Annotated in this window: 12 protein-coding genes; 6 read left to right on the plus strand and 6 right to left on the minus strand. The window is 69.1% G+C overall.

Going from position 1 to position 15,183, the window contains the following annotated elements:
• The first annotated feature begins 15 nt into the window (after window positions 1–15).
• The gene (locus ACWF0M_RS02175; RefSeq protein ID WP_452233747.1) at window positions 16–690 is read left to right on the plus strand and encodes a CGNR zinc finger domain-containing protein; all 675 of its coding nucleotides are present in this window, start codon (window positions 16–18) and stop codon (window positions 688–690) included.
• A gap of 180 nt (window positions 691–870) precedes the next feature.
• Window positions 871–1,287: a VOC family protein gene (locus tag ACWF0M_RS02180; protein ID WP_452233748.1), complete on the plus strand. Its 417-nt coding sequence runs from the start codon at window positions 871–873 to the stop codon at window positions 1,285–1,287.
• A gap of 61 nt (window positions 1,288–1,348) precedes the next feature.
• Here ACWF0M_RS02180 and ACWF0M_RS02185 read toward each other — a convergent pair whose 3' ends face one another.
• Window positions 1,349–2,083 (minus strand): phytanoyl-CoA dioxygenase family protein, encoded by a 735-nt coding sequence (locus ACWF0M_RS02185; RefSeq protein WP_452233749.1) that lies wholly within the window; start codon window positions 2,081–2,083, stop codon window positions 1,349–1,351.
• 69 nt (window positions 2,084–2,152) lie between these two features.
• Here ACWF0M_RS02185 and ACWF0M_RS02190 point away from each other — a divergent pair, with 69 nt between their 5' ends.
• Both ACWF0M_RS02190 and ACWF0M_RS02195 read left to right on the plus strand, forming a co-directional pair.
• Window positions 2,153–2,959, plus strand: coding sequence for a helix-turn-helix domain-containing protein (locus tag ACWF0M_RS02190; RefSeq protein ID WP_452233750.1), 807 nt, complete (start codon window positions 2,153–2,155; stop codon window positions 2,957–2,959).
• A gap of 4 nt (window positions 2,960–2,963) precedes the next feature.
• Window positions 2,964–5,237, plus strand: a complete 2,274-nt coding sequence (locus ACWF0M_RS02195; RefSeq protein WP_452233751.1) for a hypothetical protein — start codon at window positions 2,964–2,966, stop codon at window positions 5,235–5,237.
• A 242-nt stretch (window positions 5,238–5,479) separates the two neighbouring features.
• Here ACWF0M_RS02195 and ACWF0M_RS02200 read toward each other — a convergent pair whose 3' ends face one another.
• Window positions 5,480–6,325: a DinB family protein gene (locus ACWF0M_RS02200; RefSeq protein ID WP_452233752.1), complete on the minus strand. Its 846-nt coding sequence runs from the start codon at window positions 6,323–6,325 to the stop codon at window positions 5,480–5,482.
• A gap of 64 nt (window positions 6,326–6,389) precedes the next feature.
• On the opposite strand from ACWF0M_RS02200, the gene ACWF0M_RS02205 reads away from it, so the two are divergent.
• A complete protein-coding gene (locus tag ACWF0M_RS02205; RefSeq protein WP_452233753.1) occupies window positions 6,390–7,331 on the plus strand; it encodes a helix-turn-helix transcriptional regulator in 942 nt (313 codons plus the stop codon).
• On the opposite strand, the gene hrpA is transcribed toward ACWF0M_RS02205, so the two are convergent.
• Both hrpA and ACWF0M_RS02215 read right to left on the minus strand, forming a co-directional pair.
• Window positions 7,328–11,239, minus strand: coding sequence for an ATP-dependent RNA helicase HrpA (hrpA, locus tag ACWF0M_RS02210; protein ID WP_452233754.1), 3,912 nt, complete (start codon window positions 11,237–11,239; stop codon window positions 7,328–7,330). The genes ACWF0M_RS02205 and hrpA overlap by 4 nt on opposite strands.
• A gap of 204 nt (window positions 11,240–11,443) precedes the next feature.
• Entirely contained in the window at window positions 11,444–11,848 is a 405-nt protein-coding gene (locus ACWF0M_RS02215; RefSeq protein ID WP_452233755.1) for a universal stress protein, read from the minus strand.
• Window positions 11,849–11,915: 67 nt separating this feature from the next.
• Between ACWF0M_RS02215 and ACWF0M_RS02220 the strand changes: the two genes are divergently transcribed.
• Window positions 11,916–12,698 carry an LLM class flavin-dependent oxidoreductase gene (locus tag ACWF0M_RS02220; protein WP_452233756.1) on the plus strand — a complete coding sequence of 261 codons (783 nt, stop codon included), beginning with the start codon at window positions 11,916–11,918 and terminating at the stop codon, window positions 12,696–12,698.
• Here the strand turns inward: ACWF0M_RS02220 and ACWF0M_RS02225 are convergent.
• Both ACWF0M_RS02225 and ACWF0M_RS02230 read right to left on the minus strand, forming a co-directional pair.
• Window positions 12,685–14,289: an AMP-binding protein gene (locus ACWF0M_RS02225; protein ID WP_452233757.1), complete on the minus strand. Its 1,605-nt coding sequence runs from the start codon at window positions 14,287–14,289 to the stop codon at window positions 12,685–12,687. The genes ACWF0M_RS02220 and ACWF0M_RS02225 overlap by 14 nt on opposite strands.
• Entirely contained in the window at window positions 14,286–15,164 is an 879-nt protein-coding gene (locus tag ACWF0M_RS02230) for an SDR family NAD(P)-dependent oxidoreductase (protein WP_452233758.1), read from the minus strand. The genes ACWF0M_RS02225 and ACWF0M_RS02230 overlap by 4 nt, the downstream gene beginning before the upstream one ends.
• Between the last annotated feature and the right edge of the window lie 19 nt (window positions 15,165–15,183).

The following is a 15,183-nucleotide window of genomic DNA, read 5'->3' on the forward strand; positions in this document are numbered from 1 at the left end:
GGTAGCTTCTCACTTATGACCGACAGTCGCAATGCCGAGCTCCGCATCGTGGGCGGACATCCTGCCCTCGATCTGGTGAACACGGTCACGCCGCGGATTCGAGGCGGCGCGGTGGAGCATGACTACCTGACCTCGCCCGCCGAGTTGGTCGCGTGGGCTCGCCGGATCGGGTTGATCGATCTGCGCGACTACAGTGCGGTCGAAGGTACGTGGCGCTCGTCGCCGGAGCTGGCCACGAAGGCCTTCAACGCGACGCTGGAGATTCGCGAGGCGGCGTACGACGTGTTCGCGCCGCGGGCGGCTGGTGCCGTGGTCGCGGCCGATGGCGTCAAACACAGCGAGGATTCGGCGTTCGAGCGGCTGATGCTGCGGTGGTCGGCTGCGGCCGCTCGGTCGATGCTGATTCCAGCCGCGGGCCGGGAGCATGGCATCGCGGAGCTAATGGTTGGTACGTCGCCGGCGCAGTTGATCCCCGACCGGCTGGTGGTGGCCGCGGTCGAGTTGGTGCGGAGCGTCGAGTTGCGTCAATTGCGGGCCTGCCCGGTCGACGACGGAGGCTGCGGCTGGTTGTTCCTGGATCGCAGCCGGAACGGTTCGCGGCGCTGGTGCGCGATGGAGGACTGCGGGACGCGGGCGAAGATCCGCAAACTCGGTGAACGCAGGCGTGCTACCGGCATACCGCAGTCTTAGGGGTAGCGCACTCGAACCTTCACTGTCAGCGACCGGCTCACCTGGCGAGAACGCGTGTCGAAAGGTGCCAACTGTCCCCGCGACCTGTCATCGTAGGCGGCCGGGCCTCCCGACAAGTGGGCCCTGGCCGGACCTGCCCCGTATCAGGAGCAGGCTGACGAACCAGATTGTGGAGGACAGATGACGCAGGTGGCAGAGCAGCCGGGCAGTACTGCCGGGCGGCTCGGCTCGGTGGTTCTGGATTGCCCGGACCCACTCGAGCTCGCCGAGTTCTACTCGGCGCTGCTGGGGCTGGAGATCGACGAGAACGGCGACGAGGACTGGCGGAGCCTGACCGGCCCCGGCTCCTCGTTGGGGTTCTCGACGCTGGCCTTCCGGCGCTCGGAGGAGTACGTGCCCGGCACCTGGCCCGGCACCGACGCGCAGGATCTCCACCTCGACCTGATCGTCGAGGATCTGTCCAGCGGGCACGCGACCGTGGTCGCCCTCGGCGCCGAGCCGCTCGATCCGCTGGACCCGCCGCCCGCCGACAACGCACGCGGCTGGCGGATCTACGCCGACCCCGCGGGGCACCCGTTCCGGATCTGCCTCGAGTGAGTCACCGAAGAGCCCGCCCTGAACTCGGGGCGGGCTCTTCGCATGTCAATTCGCGCCTGGCTCAGGCGCCGGCGAACGGGAAGTGCCGGCCCTCGACGCACTGCGGCCGCGGCTGGTAACTGTTCACCCCCGGCTCGCCGCGCAGATGGAACGCGCTCGGGTACGGCGACTCCGGATCGGTGATCCTCGTCGACGTCGGGATGTACCGGATGGTCAGCCCGCACCGCCTCCGAGGGGATGTGTTCGCATTGCTGCCGTGCACGATGTTCGGGTGGTGCACCTCGACGTCGCCCGGCGCGAGCACCATGTCGACGGCTTGCGACTCGTCGACCTCGACCGCGATCTCCTTGCCGAGCACGCTCTCCACGTCGGTGTTGTCGCGCATCCCGGCGACCTCGGCGCGGTGACTTCCCGGGATCACCCGGACGCACCCGTTCTCCGGCGTCGAGTGGTCGACCGCCAGCCAGAGCGTCACCACCTCCATCGGGTCGAGCGGCCAGAACGCGGCGTCCTGATGCCAGAGCACCGGCTGGCCCGAGTACGGCGGCTTGGAGATGTAGTGCGACGCGAACAGCGCGATGTCCGGCCCGACGAACTTCTCGGCGATGTCGACGAGCCGGTCGTCGCTCACCAGCCGGACCCAGAACGGGTCGTCACGCAGATAGATGTGCCCGAGCTGCTCGGGCCGGACCTCGGGATGCCGGGCCTGCAGCCATTCGACATGATCGTTCACTTCCTTGATCAGGTCTTGGTCGATGACGTCACGGACGATCACATAACCATCGGTTTCGAACATGCCTCAAGCGTGCGTGTTCGGGATATTTGGGACTAGCAGCGGTACGACGAGAATTAGTACTGTCTTGATGTGGATCAGGTCCTGCGCTTCGAGGCGCACGCGTTCGGCCGGCCGTACCACGCGGCGCGGGTGCGGATCCCGGCCCGGGCCCGCGACACCGAACTGCACACGCACGCGGACTTCCACGAGTTCATGGGCGTCGTGTCCGGCAGCGGCGAGCACCTGCTGACGACTGGTGTCGCGCCGCTGCGAGCCGGCGACGTCGTCCTGGTCCGCCCAAGCGACCGCCACGCGGTCCGCGGTGCGGCTCCAGACGGCCTCGAGTTCGTGAACGTCGCGTTCCCGAGCTCGATCTGGCAAGGATTTCTGGACCTCACCCGGGCCTCTCGCGGACCGATCAGCATCAACCAACCGGCCGCGATCCCGGTCTTCGAGAACGCGCTCACCCGTTTCCAGGACAACCCGACGACGTACGACCTGCTGCGGTTCTGGATCGATCTCCTTGACCTCTTCACGCCGGGCGACCCAGGCGGCTCGCGCATCCCCGACTGGCTGGCCAGAGCCTGTACGTCGATGCGCGCCGAGGACAACCTCCGCAGCGGCGTACCGCGTCTGCTCGCACTCGCCGGCGTCAGCGCCGCACACCTGTCCCGCTCGATGCGCGCGTCGTACGGCGTCACGCCGACAGCCTTCGTCACAGACCTCCGCCTGGAACACGCCGCATCCTTGCTAGCAGCAACCAACGACACGATCGCCACCATCGCGACCCGCTGCGGCTTCACCAGCCAGTCCTACTTCACCCGCTGCTTCACCACCGCACACGACCTGACCCCCAGCGACTTCCGCCACCGCTCCCAACGCGCGTTCGTACCCTGATTTGGTGCGATCGAACAGATGTTCTAATGTAGGTCACATGCGAACGAGAGCTGGCACCAGGGCAGGCGGCGACCATCCGGTCACCACCGACACCGTCTCGCGCGCTGATCCGGCCCTTCGCAGTGGCGTCGCGTGTGTCCATTGCAGATGCGACGCCGATCCGGTGGACGATGGCTACGTCCCGGACGACCTGTACCACCTGACAGGTTCCGAGTTCCCGGAAGATACGCGCTTCGTCACTGAGGAAGACGCGTTGGATGCCGAGTTGGACGAGTTGCTGGGCCGGAGCCGCTACTCGCGGGTGGACGAGTTGGAGTGGCAGGAGTGGGACGGTGTCGAGCAGGACGAGGCGGAGCGGGAGATGTTGCGCCGTGTCGCGCCGGCGTGGGTGCTGTTGCCGCCTGGTGGTGCGCTGGCGGCTGCGCTGGAGGAGACCCGGCCGGAGGCGATGTCGCCGATGGCGCTGGTGGAGTTGATGAAGGCCGCGAACCGGCTGATCGGCTGGGGGGAGTCGATCAAGGCGGGCGCGATGGCGTCGTTCGTCCGGCAGCGTCGTGCCGAGCACCGCGAGGCGCCGCGCCCGACGCAGATCGATTCCAGGGGCCGCCCGATCGATCCCGAGCGGTCCTGGTACGGCGAGATCGCGCTCGCGCTCGGGTTGTCGCCGAATACCGTCGGGCGGCGGGTCGACACGGCGTTACGTCTGACCTCTACCCTGTCGGCCACGCATACGGGGTTGCGGTGTGGGGCTTTGACCTGGGGCAAGGCGCTGGCGATCTCCGAGGCGACGAGCGCGCTGCCGGATGAGGCCGCACGAGCCGTGGAGGCGCATGTCTTGAAACGCGCCGCCAAGCAGACCCACCGCAACCTCCTGGAGTCGTTGCGCCGCCAGGTCGCGAAACATACGACCGCTCGCGCAGCCGACGACCACCGCGCCGCGGTTGCCGAGCGGACCTGCAAGATCGTCCCGCTGGCCAACGGCATGGCCGGCCTATGGATCGTCAACACCGCCGACAAGATCCAGCAGATCTGGATCACCATCCAAGCCATAGCCACCCTCGCCAAACGTGGCACCCCAACCACCAGCTCCACCACCGACTCAGCTGGCCGCACCACCACCGACGCCCCTGGGCCGCGCAGCGCGCCCGAGGATCCCGAGCCGACGCCTCCCGCGGACGCCGGCCAAGGATCCCCGGATGCCAGACCCGATCCCGATCCAGGCGCCACCCACCACCACCGCCACCACCACGACATCACCACCACCGCCACCGCCGCCACTGCGGGTGCTGATGCTGATGCCGATGCCGATGCCGGTGCGAGTGCCAGTGCCGGTGCGGGTGCCAGTGCCGGTGCGGGTGCCAGTGCCGGTGCGGGCGCTGGTGCCGGTGCTGATGCCGATGCAGGTGCCAGTGCCAGTGCGGGCGCTGGTGCGGGTGCCGGTGCGGGTGCGGGTGCGGAGAGGGACGCCCGCACCGCCGAACAGCGCCGTGCCGACGTGACCGCCGACCTGTTCGAACACATCCTCCACAACGGCCTGGACTGGCTCGGCCGCCGCCTCCCCGACCAGCACCGCCGCCGCCCCCACATCGAGGTCGTCGTCCCCGCCTCCACCCTGCTCGGCCTCGACAACAACCCCGCCGAACTCACCGGCTACGGACCCATCCCCGCCGACATGGCCCGCCGCATCGCCACCGACGGCACCTGGCGACGGCTCCTCACCGACCCCACCAACGGCACCGTCCTCGAAGCATCCACCACCCGCCACGACCCCGGCGCACTCGTCACCGAAACGCTCCTCGCCCGCCACCCCGTCTGCGCCTGGCCCGGCTGCAACCGCACCTCCCGCGACTGCGACCGCGACCACCTCACCCCCTTCACCCGAACCGGCCGCACGAACCTGACCGGAATGGCCCCGTACTGCGAATACCACCACGTCATCAAAGACACCGCCGCCTGGGGCTGGACCACCTCCGGCAACCCCGACGGCTCCATCACCCTCACCACCCCCACCGGCCACCGCTACCAAACAATCCCACCCGCCCGAGGCCCGGTCACCCGACAAGCCGACGCCAGCCCCAACACCCAACGAGCCAACCCCATCGCCCAGCGATCGGACCCCACCGCCCAGCGATCGGACCCCACCACCGAGCGATCCAACCCCGCCACCCAACGGTCCCAACCCGCCGCCGAATCAGACGCCGCTACCGGAACCAACACCTGCACCTCTGCCGCGGGCGCTGCAGTCCGCACTACTGCCCGCGCGCCAGCACCCTTCTGACCATCCACTGCCGGCGCGTCGAACCGAAACACCGCCAGACGTACAGCCCCGCTCATCGATCGTCACAACGCCCACGAACGCACCGAGCCGCCAACTGCTGCGGGGCCGCACGCGGCAGTTGAAGGCCACGACCCACACCGTGCCACCACGCAGGACCCCGCCACCACGCAGGACCCCGTCACCGCGCAGGACCCCGTCACCGCGCAGGACCCCGCCACCACGTCAATTGGCCTCACGCCAAGTCAGACCGTTGCGAGGTACTCCGCGACCTCATCCTGCTTGAACCACTGCGCCCATCCACGGACGTCGGCGTTGAACCGGGAGTCTGTCAGCGACAGGTCCGCGCCGTTCTCCACCAGGTACCGGAGAGTGCTGAGGGAACCTGTTCCGGCCGCGAGGTGGGCCGCGGTGACGTTGTCCGCCGTAGGCTCGTTGACGGCGAAGCCAAGGTCCGCGAGTTGCGGGACGACCTCCCAGCGCTGTGCAGCGGCGGCCTCGGCGAGCAGTGCGGGGCGGTCGGCCGGTGTGAGTTCACCAGCAAGGGCGGCCGCGAACGGGTCTTCGGCGTGCGCACCGCGGTAGAAGTCACGCACCGCGCCGACCTCGGCGCCGTGGTGGATCAGCTCGTCGAGGATGTGCAGCGCGAACGAGGCCCCGTCGTTGTCGGCGTACGGGCCTGCGATCGCGCCCATCGGCCGGTCGAGGTCCTTTTGGCTGAGCGCGGCGAGGCGTCGGCGCCAGATCTCGTACGCGTGGTCCAGCGCTTCAAGGGCGGCCGCGGCTGATCCCGGGACTGCGGCCTCAGCATCTGTGGCGGCAGGTTCGTGCCCGAACCAGGTCGCCGTGCGTTCGGCCTGCAGCAGGTCGGCGATGTGCGTGATCCGCCAGGCGAGAGTGGTGAACGGCGGGGGAGCGGGAGGGATCCAGGCCCAGTCGGCCACGAACCCGTCATCCGTCGCCCGGACGGTCCAGCAGCCGTCGAACGGTTCCCAGAAGTACTCCTCGTCGGTCAGTCCCTCGACGCGGCCCTGTAGTCGTTGCCACGCGAAGTCCGAGAGGTCCAGGAGGTTCTGCGAGAGCGTCGTCATGTGATCACCGTAGGACGACCTGCGGACAGAATCGGTCCGCAGGTCGAGGCAGAATAGACGCACGATGGATACCGCGGCCCGGCTGCTCCGTTTGCTGTCCTTGCTCCACTCGCGCCCTCAGTGGGACGGCGCAGAGTTGGCGGCGAGGCTCGAGATCACGCCTCGCACCGTACGGCGTGACGTGACGCGACTGCGGTCGCTCGGCTACCCGATCGACGCCGAGGCCGGGATCGGTGGCGGCTATCGCCTCGGTCCTGGTGGACGCCTGCCGCCGCTGCTGCTCGAGGACGCCGAAGCTGTGGCGATCGCGGTCGGCCTGCGCGTCGCGACGACCACGACAGTGACCGGAGTCGAGGAGGCGGCGATCTCCGCACTCGCGAAACTCGATCAGGTACTGCCCGTGCGGTTGCGCGAGCAGATCGCCGCGATCGGGGCACACACCACTCAGCTGCCACAAGGCGAGCTGCCGCCGGTGGACGGCGACGTGCTGGTCACGCTGGCGGCCGGCTGCCGGCATGTCGAAGGGGTCCGGTTCCGCTATCGCACGCATGACGGCAGTGAGTCCGAGCGCAGCGTCGAGCCGTTGCAGATCGTGCACACCGGCCGGCGCTGGTACCTCGTCGCCCGAGACCGCGACCGGCAGGCGTGGCGAACCTTCCGGGTCGACCGCATCGAGCAGCCTGTACTCACCGGCTCCCGGTACCGCTTCGTCGACCCGCCGGACCCGGTCGCATTGGTTGCCGAAGGCACCGGAGTCGCACCGTGGGACATCGTCGCCCGGATCCGCGTCGAGGCTCCGGCCGCAACCGTGACGAAGGTGATCCCGCCCAGCCAGGGCGTGGTCGAGGAGCTAGACGCCACGACCTGCGAGGTCCGCTTCGCTGCGAACGACCTGGGCCCGCTCGTCGGACAGGTCACCCGGATCCGATGGCCGTTCGAGATTCTCGATCCACCCGAGCTACGCGCCGCCGTACACGACGTGGCCCGCCGCCTCCTCGACTCCTAGCTGTCGGCCAGGGCCTTGCGGATGCGTTTTTCGGAGACTGGGTACGGCGTGCCGAGGGTCTGGGCGAACAGGCTGATGCGGAGTTCCTCGAGCATCCAACGGACCTCGAGCAGCTCAGGGCTCGGGTACTTGCCCGTCGGCACCGCGCGGAGCCTCTTGCGGTACTCCTCGGTGAGCATGTCGACGACAGCCATCCCGGAGCGGTCGCGCGCGGCGTTGGCGCCGAGCTTGTCCAGGCGCTGCTCCATGCCGCGCAGGTACCGCACCAGATCAGGCAGTCGCCGAGCGCCGGTCTCGGTGATGAACCCGGGATGCACAAGACCTTCGAGCTGGCCGCGGACATCCGACAGGGCAGCGAGCAGCGCAGGACTGGCCGCGCGGGAGATCTGCTTGTCCACGGTCCGCGCATGACCGAGCACCTGCTCGACCTGCTGCAGGATCGTCAGCACAGTGTCCGCGAGCTCCGACCGTACGGCGTCCCGCAGGATCGAGAATGCGGTCAGATTCCACGCCGGCCCGCCCGCCGCTGCCATCAGCTGATCGACGGCAGCCGCGATCGCGTCGTCGAGCAGCTCGCCGACGTTCCGATGCGGACCCGCCAGCAACGTCAGCTTCTGCGCACTACTCAACCCACGCTGTACGACGTCGATCACCGACGGCATCGTCAGCAGCAGAAGCCGTCGCGTTCCCGCCCACATCGCGGCGGCCTGGTCGCGCTCGGTCTCCTGGAGGCGGATCGCGACGCTCTTGCCCTCGTCGACGAGCGCCGGGTAGCCCGCGACTGTCAGCCCGTTGCGGTGCTCGGAGAAGCTGCGGGGGAGATCGCCGAACGTCCAGTCGGTCAGACCGGACTTCTCCAGCCCGCTGACTGCCTTCGACGCGACCTGCGAGATCGCGGCCTTCGTCTTCGGCTTCAGTCTCTCCTTCAGCTTCGCGAGATCCTTGCCTTCGGCCACGGTCTTGCCCTTGTCGTCCTCGACCCGGAACGTCATCCGAAGATGCTCGGGCACCCGCGCCCAGTCCCAGTCCTCCGGCTCGATCACCACGCCGCGCAGGTCTCGCAGGGCGCGTGCCATCGCGTCGGTGAGCGGCCCGGACGCCGGGTCGAGTTCGGGGAGGATCTGCCGCGCGTGGTCCGGCGCCGGCACGATGTTCCGCCGTACCGCCTTCGGAAGCGACTTGATCAGCGTCGTGACCAGTTCCTCGCGGAACCCGGGAACGCTCCACTCGAAGCCGTCCGCGGTCACCTGGTTGAGCACGAGCAGCGGGAGATGCACGGTTACGCCGTCGGCGTCCGTACCGGGCTCGAAGGCGTAGGTCAGGTCGAACGTCATCCCGTTCTGCGTCCAGCGCAGCGGGAACTCGTCCTCCTTCACGTCCGCGCCCTCGCGGACGACCAGCGAACGCTCGAAGTCGAGCAGGTCGGCGTCGCGCTGCCGTGCCGTCTTCCACCAGGTGTCGAAGTGCCGGCCGGTGACGACCTCGGGACCGAGACGCTCGTCGTAGAACGCGAACAGCGTCTCGTCGTCGACCAGCAGGTCGCGCCGCCGGGTCCGCTCCTCGAGCTCCTCGACCTCTTCGATCAGCTTGCGGTTCTCGTGGAAGAACTTGTGGTGGGTATCCCAGTCGCCCTCGACCAGCGCGTGCCGGATGAACAGCTCGCGGGACACCTCCGGGTCGACCTTCCCGTAGTTCACCTTGCGCCGCGCAACGATCGGTACGCCGTACAACGTGACCTTCTCGTACGCCATCACGGCACCGGCCTTGCGTTCCCAGTGCGGTTCGGAGTACGAGCGCTTGATCAGGTGCGGGGCGAGGTCCTCGGCCCACTCCGGCTCGATCTTCGCGTTCACCCGCGCCCACAGCTTCGACGTCTCGACGAGCTCGGCGGCCATCACGAACTGCGGCGGCTTCTTGAACAGTCCGGAGCCGGGGAAGATCGCGAACTTCGTGCCGCGCGCGCCGAGGTACTGGTGCTGGTTCGCGGGGTCCTTCATCCCGAGGTGGCTGAGCAGCCCCGACATCAGCGCGATGTGCACGCTCTGCGGATCCGCCGGTTCACCGGAGTTCAACGAAACGCCGATCTGGGACGCGACCTGACGGAGCTGCGCGAAGATGTCCTGCCATTCGCGGACGCGGAGATAGTTCAGGTACTCGCTGCGGCACATCCGGCGGAACTGGTTGCCGGACAGCTCCTTCTGCTGCTTCTTCAGGTAACCCCAGAGGTTCAGGTACCCGAGGAAGTCGCTGTTCGGGTCGCGGAACCGGGCGTGCGCCTGCTGGGCCTGCGCCTCGGCATCGGTCGGACGCTCGCGCGGGTCCTGGATCGAGAGCGCGGCGGCGATCACCATGACCTCGCGAACACAGGCGTGCTTGTCGGCCTCGACGATCATCCGGGCGAGCCGCGGGTCGAGCGGGATCTGCGCGAGCTGCCGGCCGATCGGGGTCAGCCGTCCGCCCTTCGGCGTGTCGATCGCCCCGAGTTCGGTGAGCAGTTGCAATCCGTCGGTGATGCTGCGCTTGTCGGGTTCGTCGATGAACGGGAACGCGGCGATGTCACCGAGCCCGATCGCGGTCATCTGCAGGATGACGGAGGCGAGGTTGGTGCGCAGGATCTCCGGGTCCGTGAACTCGGGCCGTTTGGTGAAGTCCTCCTCGGAGTACAGCCGGATGCAGATGCCGTCGCTGGTCCGGCCGCTGCGGCCCTTGCGCTGGTTCGCGCTGGCCTGCGACACGGGCTCGATCGGCAGGTGCTGGACCTTGGTGCGGTGGCTGTAGCGCGAGATGCGAGCCGTACCGGGGTCGATCACGTACTTGATGCCGGGGACGGTCAGCGAGGTCTCGGCGACGTTCGTGGCGAGCACGATCCGGCGGTTCGAGTGCGCCTGGAAGACCCGGTGCTGCTCCGCGTTGGACAGGCGCGCGTAGAGGGGGAGGATCTCGGTCGTACGGCGTTCGCCGCGGAACTTGTCGCTCAGCGCGTCGGCGGTGTCGCGGATCTCGCGCTCGCCGCTGAGGAACACGAGTACGTCGCCGTCCGCCTCGTACTCGAGCTCGTCGACGGCGTCCAGGATCGCCTGGGTCTGGTCGCGGTCGATCGTCCGCGGGTCCTCGGGATCGTTGACCGGCCGGTACCGCACCTCGACCGGGTACGTCCGGCCGGACACCTCGACGATCGGCGCGGGGGTGCCGTCGGCGGCCGCGAAATGCGCTGCGAACCGCTCCGGGTCGATGGTCGCCGAGGTGATGATCACCTTGAGATCGGGGCGGCGGGGGAGGAGGCGCTTGAGGTAGCCGAGGATGAAGTCGATGTTCAGGCTGCGCTCGTGCGCCTCGTCGATGATGAGTGTGTCGTACCGCGTCAGGTCGCGGTCGCGCTGCAGCTCGTTCAGCAGGATGCCGTCGGTCATCAGCTTGACCAGCGAACGTTCGCTGACCTTGTCGGTGAACCGTACGGCGAAACCGATCGTCTCACCGAGCTCGGTGCCGAGCTCCTCCGCGATCCGCTCCGCGACCGTCCGCGCGGCGAGCCGACGGGGCTGGGTGTGCCCGATCATGCCGTGGATGCCGCGGCCGAGCTCGAGGCAGATCTTCGGGATCTGGGTGGTCTTCCCGGACCCGGTCTCACCCGCGACGACCACGACCTGGTGGTCCCGGATCGCGGCGGCGATCCCGTCCTTCAGCTGACTGACCGGCAACTCTTCCGGATACGTGATCTCCGGTACGGCGTTTCGCCGCACCTCGACCCGCCGCTCGGCCTGCTCGACCGCCCCGACCACACTCTGCAGCTCGGCGGCCCGCTTGTGTGCGTCCGACGTACGCCGAACCCGCTCGAGCCGGCGACCGAGGTGCTCGCGGTCGTACGCCGTCAGGTCGTCGAGCCGAGCCGCGACCTCGCCGAGGTTCACGTCGGTGACAGGAGTCTGATCGGACGACGGCTTCCGCCCACCCCGCCGCCGCGACGGACGACGCCGCTTCGCTGGGTCCTGGGAGGGGGCTGGGGAGGGACTCGTGGACTCGGTCCGGGCATCAGGCATAACCACACCAGTTTAGGCGCTCTACCCCAGCACCTCACCCGGATTACGGCACCGCCAGGCGCCTGGGCGTCCGGGTCAGTCGTGGAGTGACGGCACCTTCACCGCGAGCACCGGCACGGGGGACTCGAGCAGGACGCGTTGGGCGGTGCTGCCGAGGATGAGTTTGCCGACCGGGCTGCGGCGGCGCAGGCCGAGGACGATCAGGCCGACGTCCTCGGCCGCGGCCGCCTTCAGCAGCGCGCCGGCCACGTCGCCCTCGGAGACGGCCTGCTGGATCGTCACCTCGACGCCGTGCTCGCGCAGCTTGGCCTCGGCGGCGGCCAACTCGTCGGCGTTGGCGTAGCGGGCGTCGATGTAGGCGTCGCCGCGGCTCGTGTTCAGCAGCAGGATCGAGGCCCCGCGCAGCTCGGCCTCGGTCGCCGCGGCGGTCAGCGCCGCCTCACCCTCGGGCGTTGGTACGTATCCGACGAGAATCTTCACGCCCCCACTCTCCCATCAATCGTCCTCGCCGAAGGTCAGGCGGTCGCGGCTGGGTAGGGTCAGGCGCATGGTCGAACTCCAGGTGGTGCTCCCGGACGAGTCGGCGGGGATGCCGCCTGAGCGACTGGTCGAGCTTGCGGTTGCCGCGGAGGAGCTGGGCTATGGGACGGCCTGGTTGCCCGATCACCTCCTCCCGCCGGGTGAGTTCGGCCCGACGTACGGCGGTGTGTACGAGCCTCTCGTCACGATCGGGTACCTCGCAGCGCGCACGAGCCGGATCCGGTTCGGTACGTCGGTGCTCGTGCTGCCGATGCGGAGCCCGTACGTGGTCGCGAAGCAGGCGGCGACGCTGCACCGGCTGTCCGGCGAGCGCGTCGTACTGGGAATCGGCGCGGGGTGGGCGGCGGCCGAGTTTGCGGCGGTCGGTGCCGTGTTCGAGGAGCGCGGCCGCCGTACGGACGAGTCGCTCGGCATCATCCGGGATCTGTTCGAGGGCCGGGACCGCGGCGGGGTGTTCGAGCCCAAGCTGCGGGCGCCGCTACCGATCATGATCGGCGGTACGACGGTGCCCGCATTGCGCCGTGCCGCGCGGTACGGCGACGAATGGCAAGGGCTCAACCTGGACGGCGCCGGGTTCGCGGCGGCGGTGGCGCGACTCAGATCGTTCGGCCACCGGCCGATCAAGGTCGGGACGCGGCTCGATTGGTCCGCCGGCGACCCGGATCCGATCGTCGCAAGCGCACACGAACTCGTCGACGCCGGGGCGGAAACCCTGGCGGTGTCCTTCGGCGATCACACCAGCGCGTTGGACCGCATCACGAGGTTCCGGGACCTCTTCACGGCGGGCTGAGCTTGCTGCGCAGCACCTTGCCGGTCGCGTTCCGCGGGAACTCGTCGAGGACCACGATCTGGCGCGGCGTCTTGTATCGCGCGAGGTTCGCCTTCACGTGCGTCAGCAACTCGTCCTCGGTCGCCGGCGAATGGAGTACGACGTACGCGATCAGCCGCTGACCGAACTCCTCGTCGGGGACTCCGGCGACAACCGCTTCGGCGACCGCGGGATGTGCGGCGAGGCACTGCTCGACCTCGACCGGGTACACGTTCTCGCCGCCGGAAACGATCATGTCGTCCTCGCGGCCGTCGACGAACAAGCGCCCGGCGGCGTCGAGGTGACCGAGGTCGCCGGTGCTCATCCGCCCGTCGACGACAGTCTTGCTCGAACCGTCGGAGTACCCGCCGAACACCAGCCCGCCGCCCGCGAAGATCCGCCCGGTCGTGCCGGTCGGCACCACGCGGTCCTGGTTGTCGAGGATCCGGATCGTGCTGCCGAGACAGGGCCGCCCGACGGTCCCGGGCGCGGCGAGCAGGTCGGCGGACGTCGCGATCGTGGCGATGCCGACCTCGCTCGACCCGTACGCGTCGCACAGCACCGGACCGAACCGTTCGATGAACCGCTCGGCCAGCGGCGCGCCGAGCTGGGACGCGCCCGAGATGACAGCCCGTAGCGAGCGCAGGTCGTACTCCGCGATCACTGAAGGACCGAGATCGAGCAGGCGACGCAGCATCACCGGTACGGCGACGATCGCGCCCGCGCGGGACGCTTCAACGTCGGCGAGCAGGGTGGGGGCATCGAACCGCGGGCGCAGTACGAGCGGCGACCCGAGGAACAAAGCCAGCATCGAGGTGAGCAGACCGAGCCCGTGGAACAGCGGCGGGCACACGACCATCGGCTCACCCGCCCGCAGCCCGAACCGGCTCAGCGCACTCCCGGTCAGCCCCGCCAACCCCACGGCGGTCGGCACCCGAGGCGCCGCCTTGGGAGTGCCGGTGGTACCCGAGGTGAGAATCGTGATGTGCCCAGCCGTCGAAGGTGCAGGTGCCGAAGGCGCCGAACACGCGGCAAGCTCGGCCAGATCAGACAAGACCGAACGAATGCCTGCCGGTGGGTTGAACTCGGAGTCATGGACCAGCAGGTCCGGGCGGTGCCGCTCGAGTACCGCTTGCAGTTGTGGCGGCGCGAACTCGGTGTTCACGAACAGGACGTCCGCACCCAGCCGCGACGCCGCCAACGTCGCCTCGAGGAATCCGCGGTGATTCCGGCACAGGACCGCCACCTTGCTCCCGGCAACGATCCCGTACTGCGCCTGCATCCCGGCCGCGATCCGCTCGCATCGCCGATCCAGCTCGGCGTACGTGATCTGGTCGTCGCCGGTGATCACCGCCGCCCGCTCCGGGTACCGGATCGCCGCGACCACCCCGAGCGCCGCCATCGACTGACCCCAGGTCCGCAGCGCCCGCTCGATCCGCACGAGCTGCGCCGGCCCGGCCGATCGCCACACCCCGGACCTGATCAGCGCGACCGACAACCCGCCGACCTCGGCCGCACTCTGCACCAGCCACTCCGGCGGCCGCAGCGGTCCGATCGGACGGATCGTCCTCATCGCTCCTTCCCGCCTCCGGTACGCCGGTAGTACTGCTCGAGCAACCGGTCCGTCGGCACCCGCAACAGGTTCCCGAGGGCATCGGCCGGCCGGACGAACGGCGGCGTGATGTTGTGCGGCCGCTCCGCCACCGCCGTACACACCTGATCGGCCGCCTGCTCCGGCGTGAGCCCCGGCATCTTGTTGAGCAGCGGCGTCGGCTCACTCATCCGCGTGTGCACGAGACCCATGTAGACCGTCGACGTCGTCACCCCGTCGCCGCGCACCTCCTGCGCCACGCACCGCAGCCACACGTCGAACGCACTCTTCGACGCCAGGTACGCCGACCAGCGCGCCATCGGCGGCGTACGGACGCCGGCCGTCGACACGTTCACGATATGGCCGGACCCGCGCTCGCGCATCGACGGCAGCAGCTCGAGCACGAGCTTCGCCGGCCCGAGGTAGTTCACCGCATTGGTCCGCTCGATGTCGTGGAACCGCTGGTACGTGTCCGCGATCGATCGCCGAATCGACTTGCCCGCGTTGTTCACGAGTACGTCGACCCGCCCGTGCTCGGCCAGCACGGTCCGCACGAGCTCCTCGACCGCGGCCGGGTCGGCGAGGTTCGCCGGGTACACGTACGCCGTACCGCCGCGCGACCGGATGTCGTCCGCCACGAGCTGCAACTGGTCCGCCGTACGTGCCACCAGCAGCACCGTCGCTCCGGCGGCGGCCAGCCGTCGCGCAGTCGCCTCACCGATCCCGTACGACGAACCGGTCACCAGAACCACCTTGCCGCGAACAGCCGCACCCAGCCGCTCGTCGGAGATCCCGGTCCGCCCGTTCGTCAGCGCAACGAGCAACGACCACCCCAGAGGACGCTTCCCGGTCACCATGCGCTCGACATTACCCGTT

The sequence above is a fragment of the Kribbella sp. NPDC055110 genome (assembly GCF_053607525.1).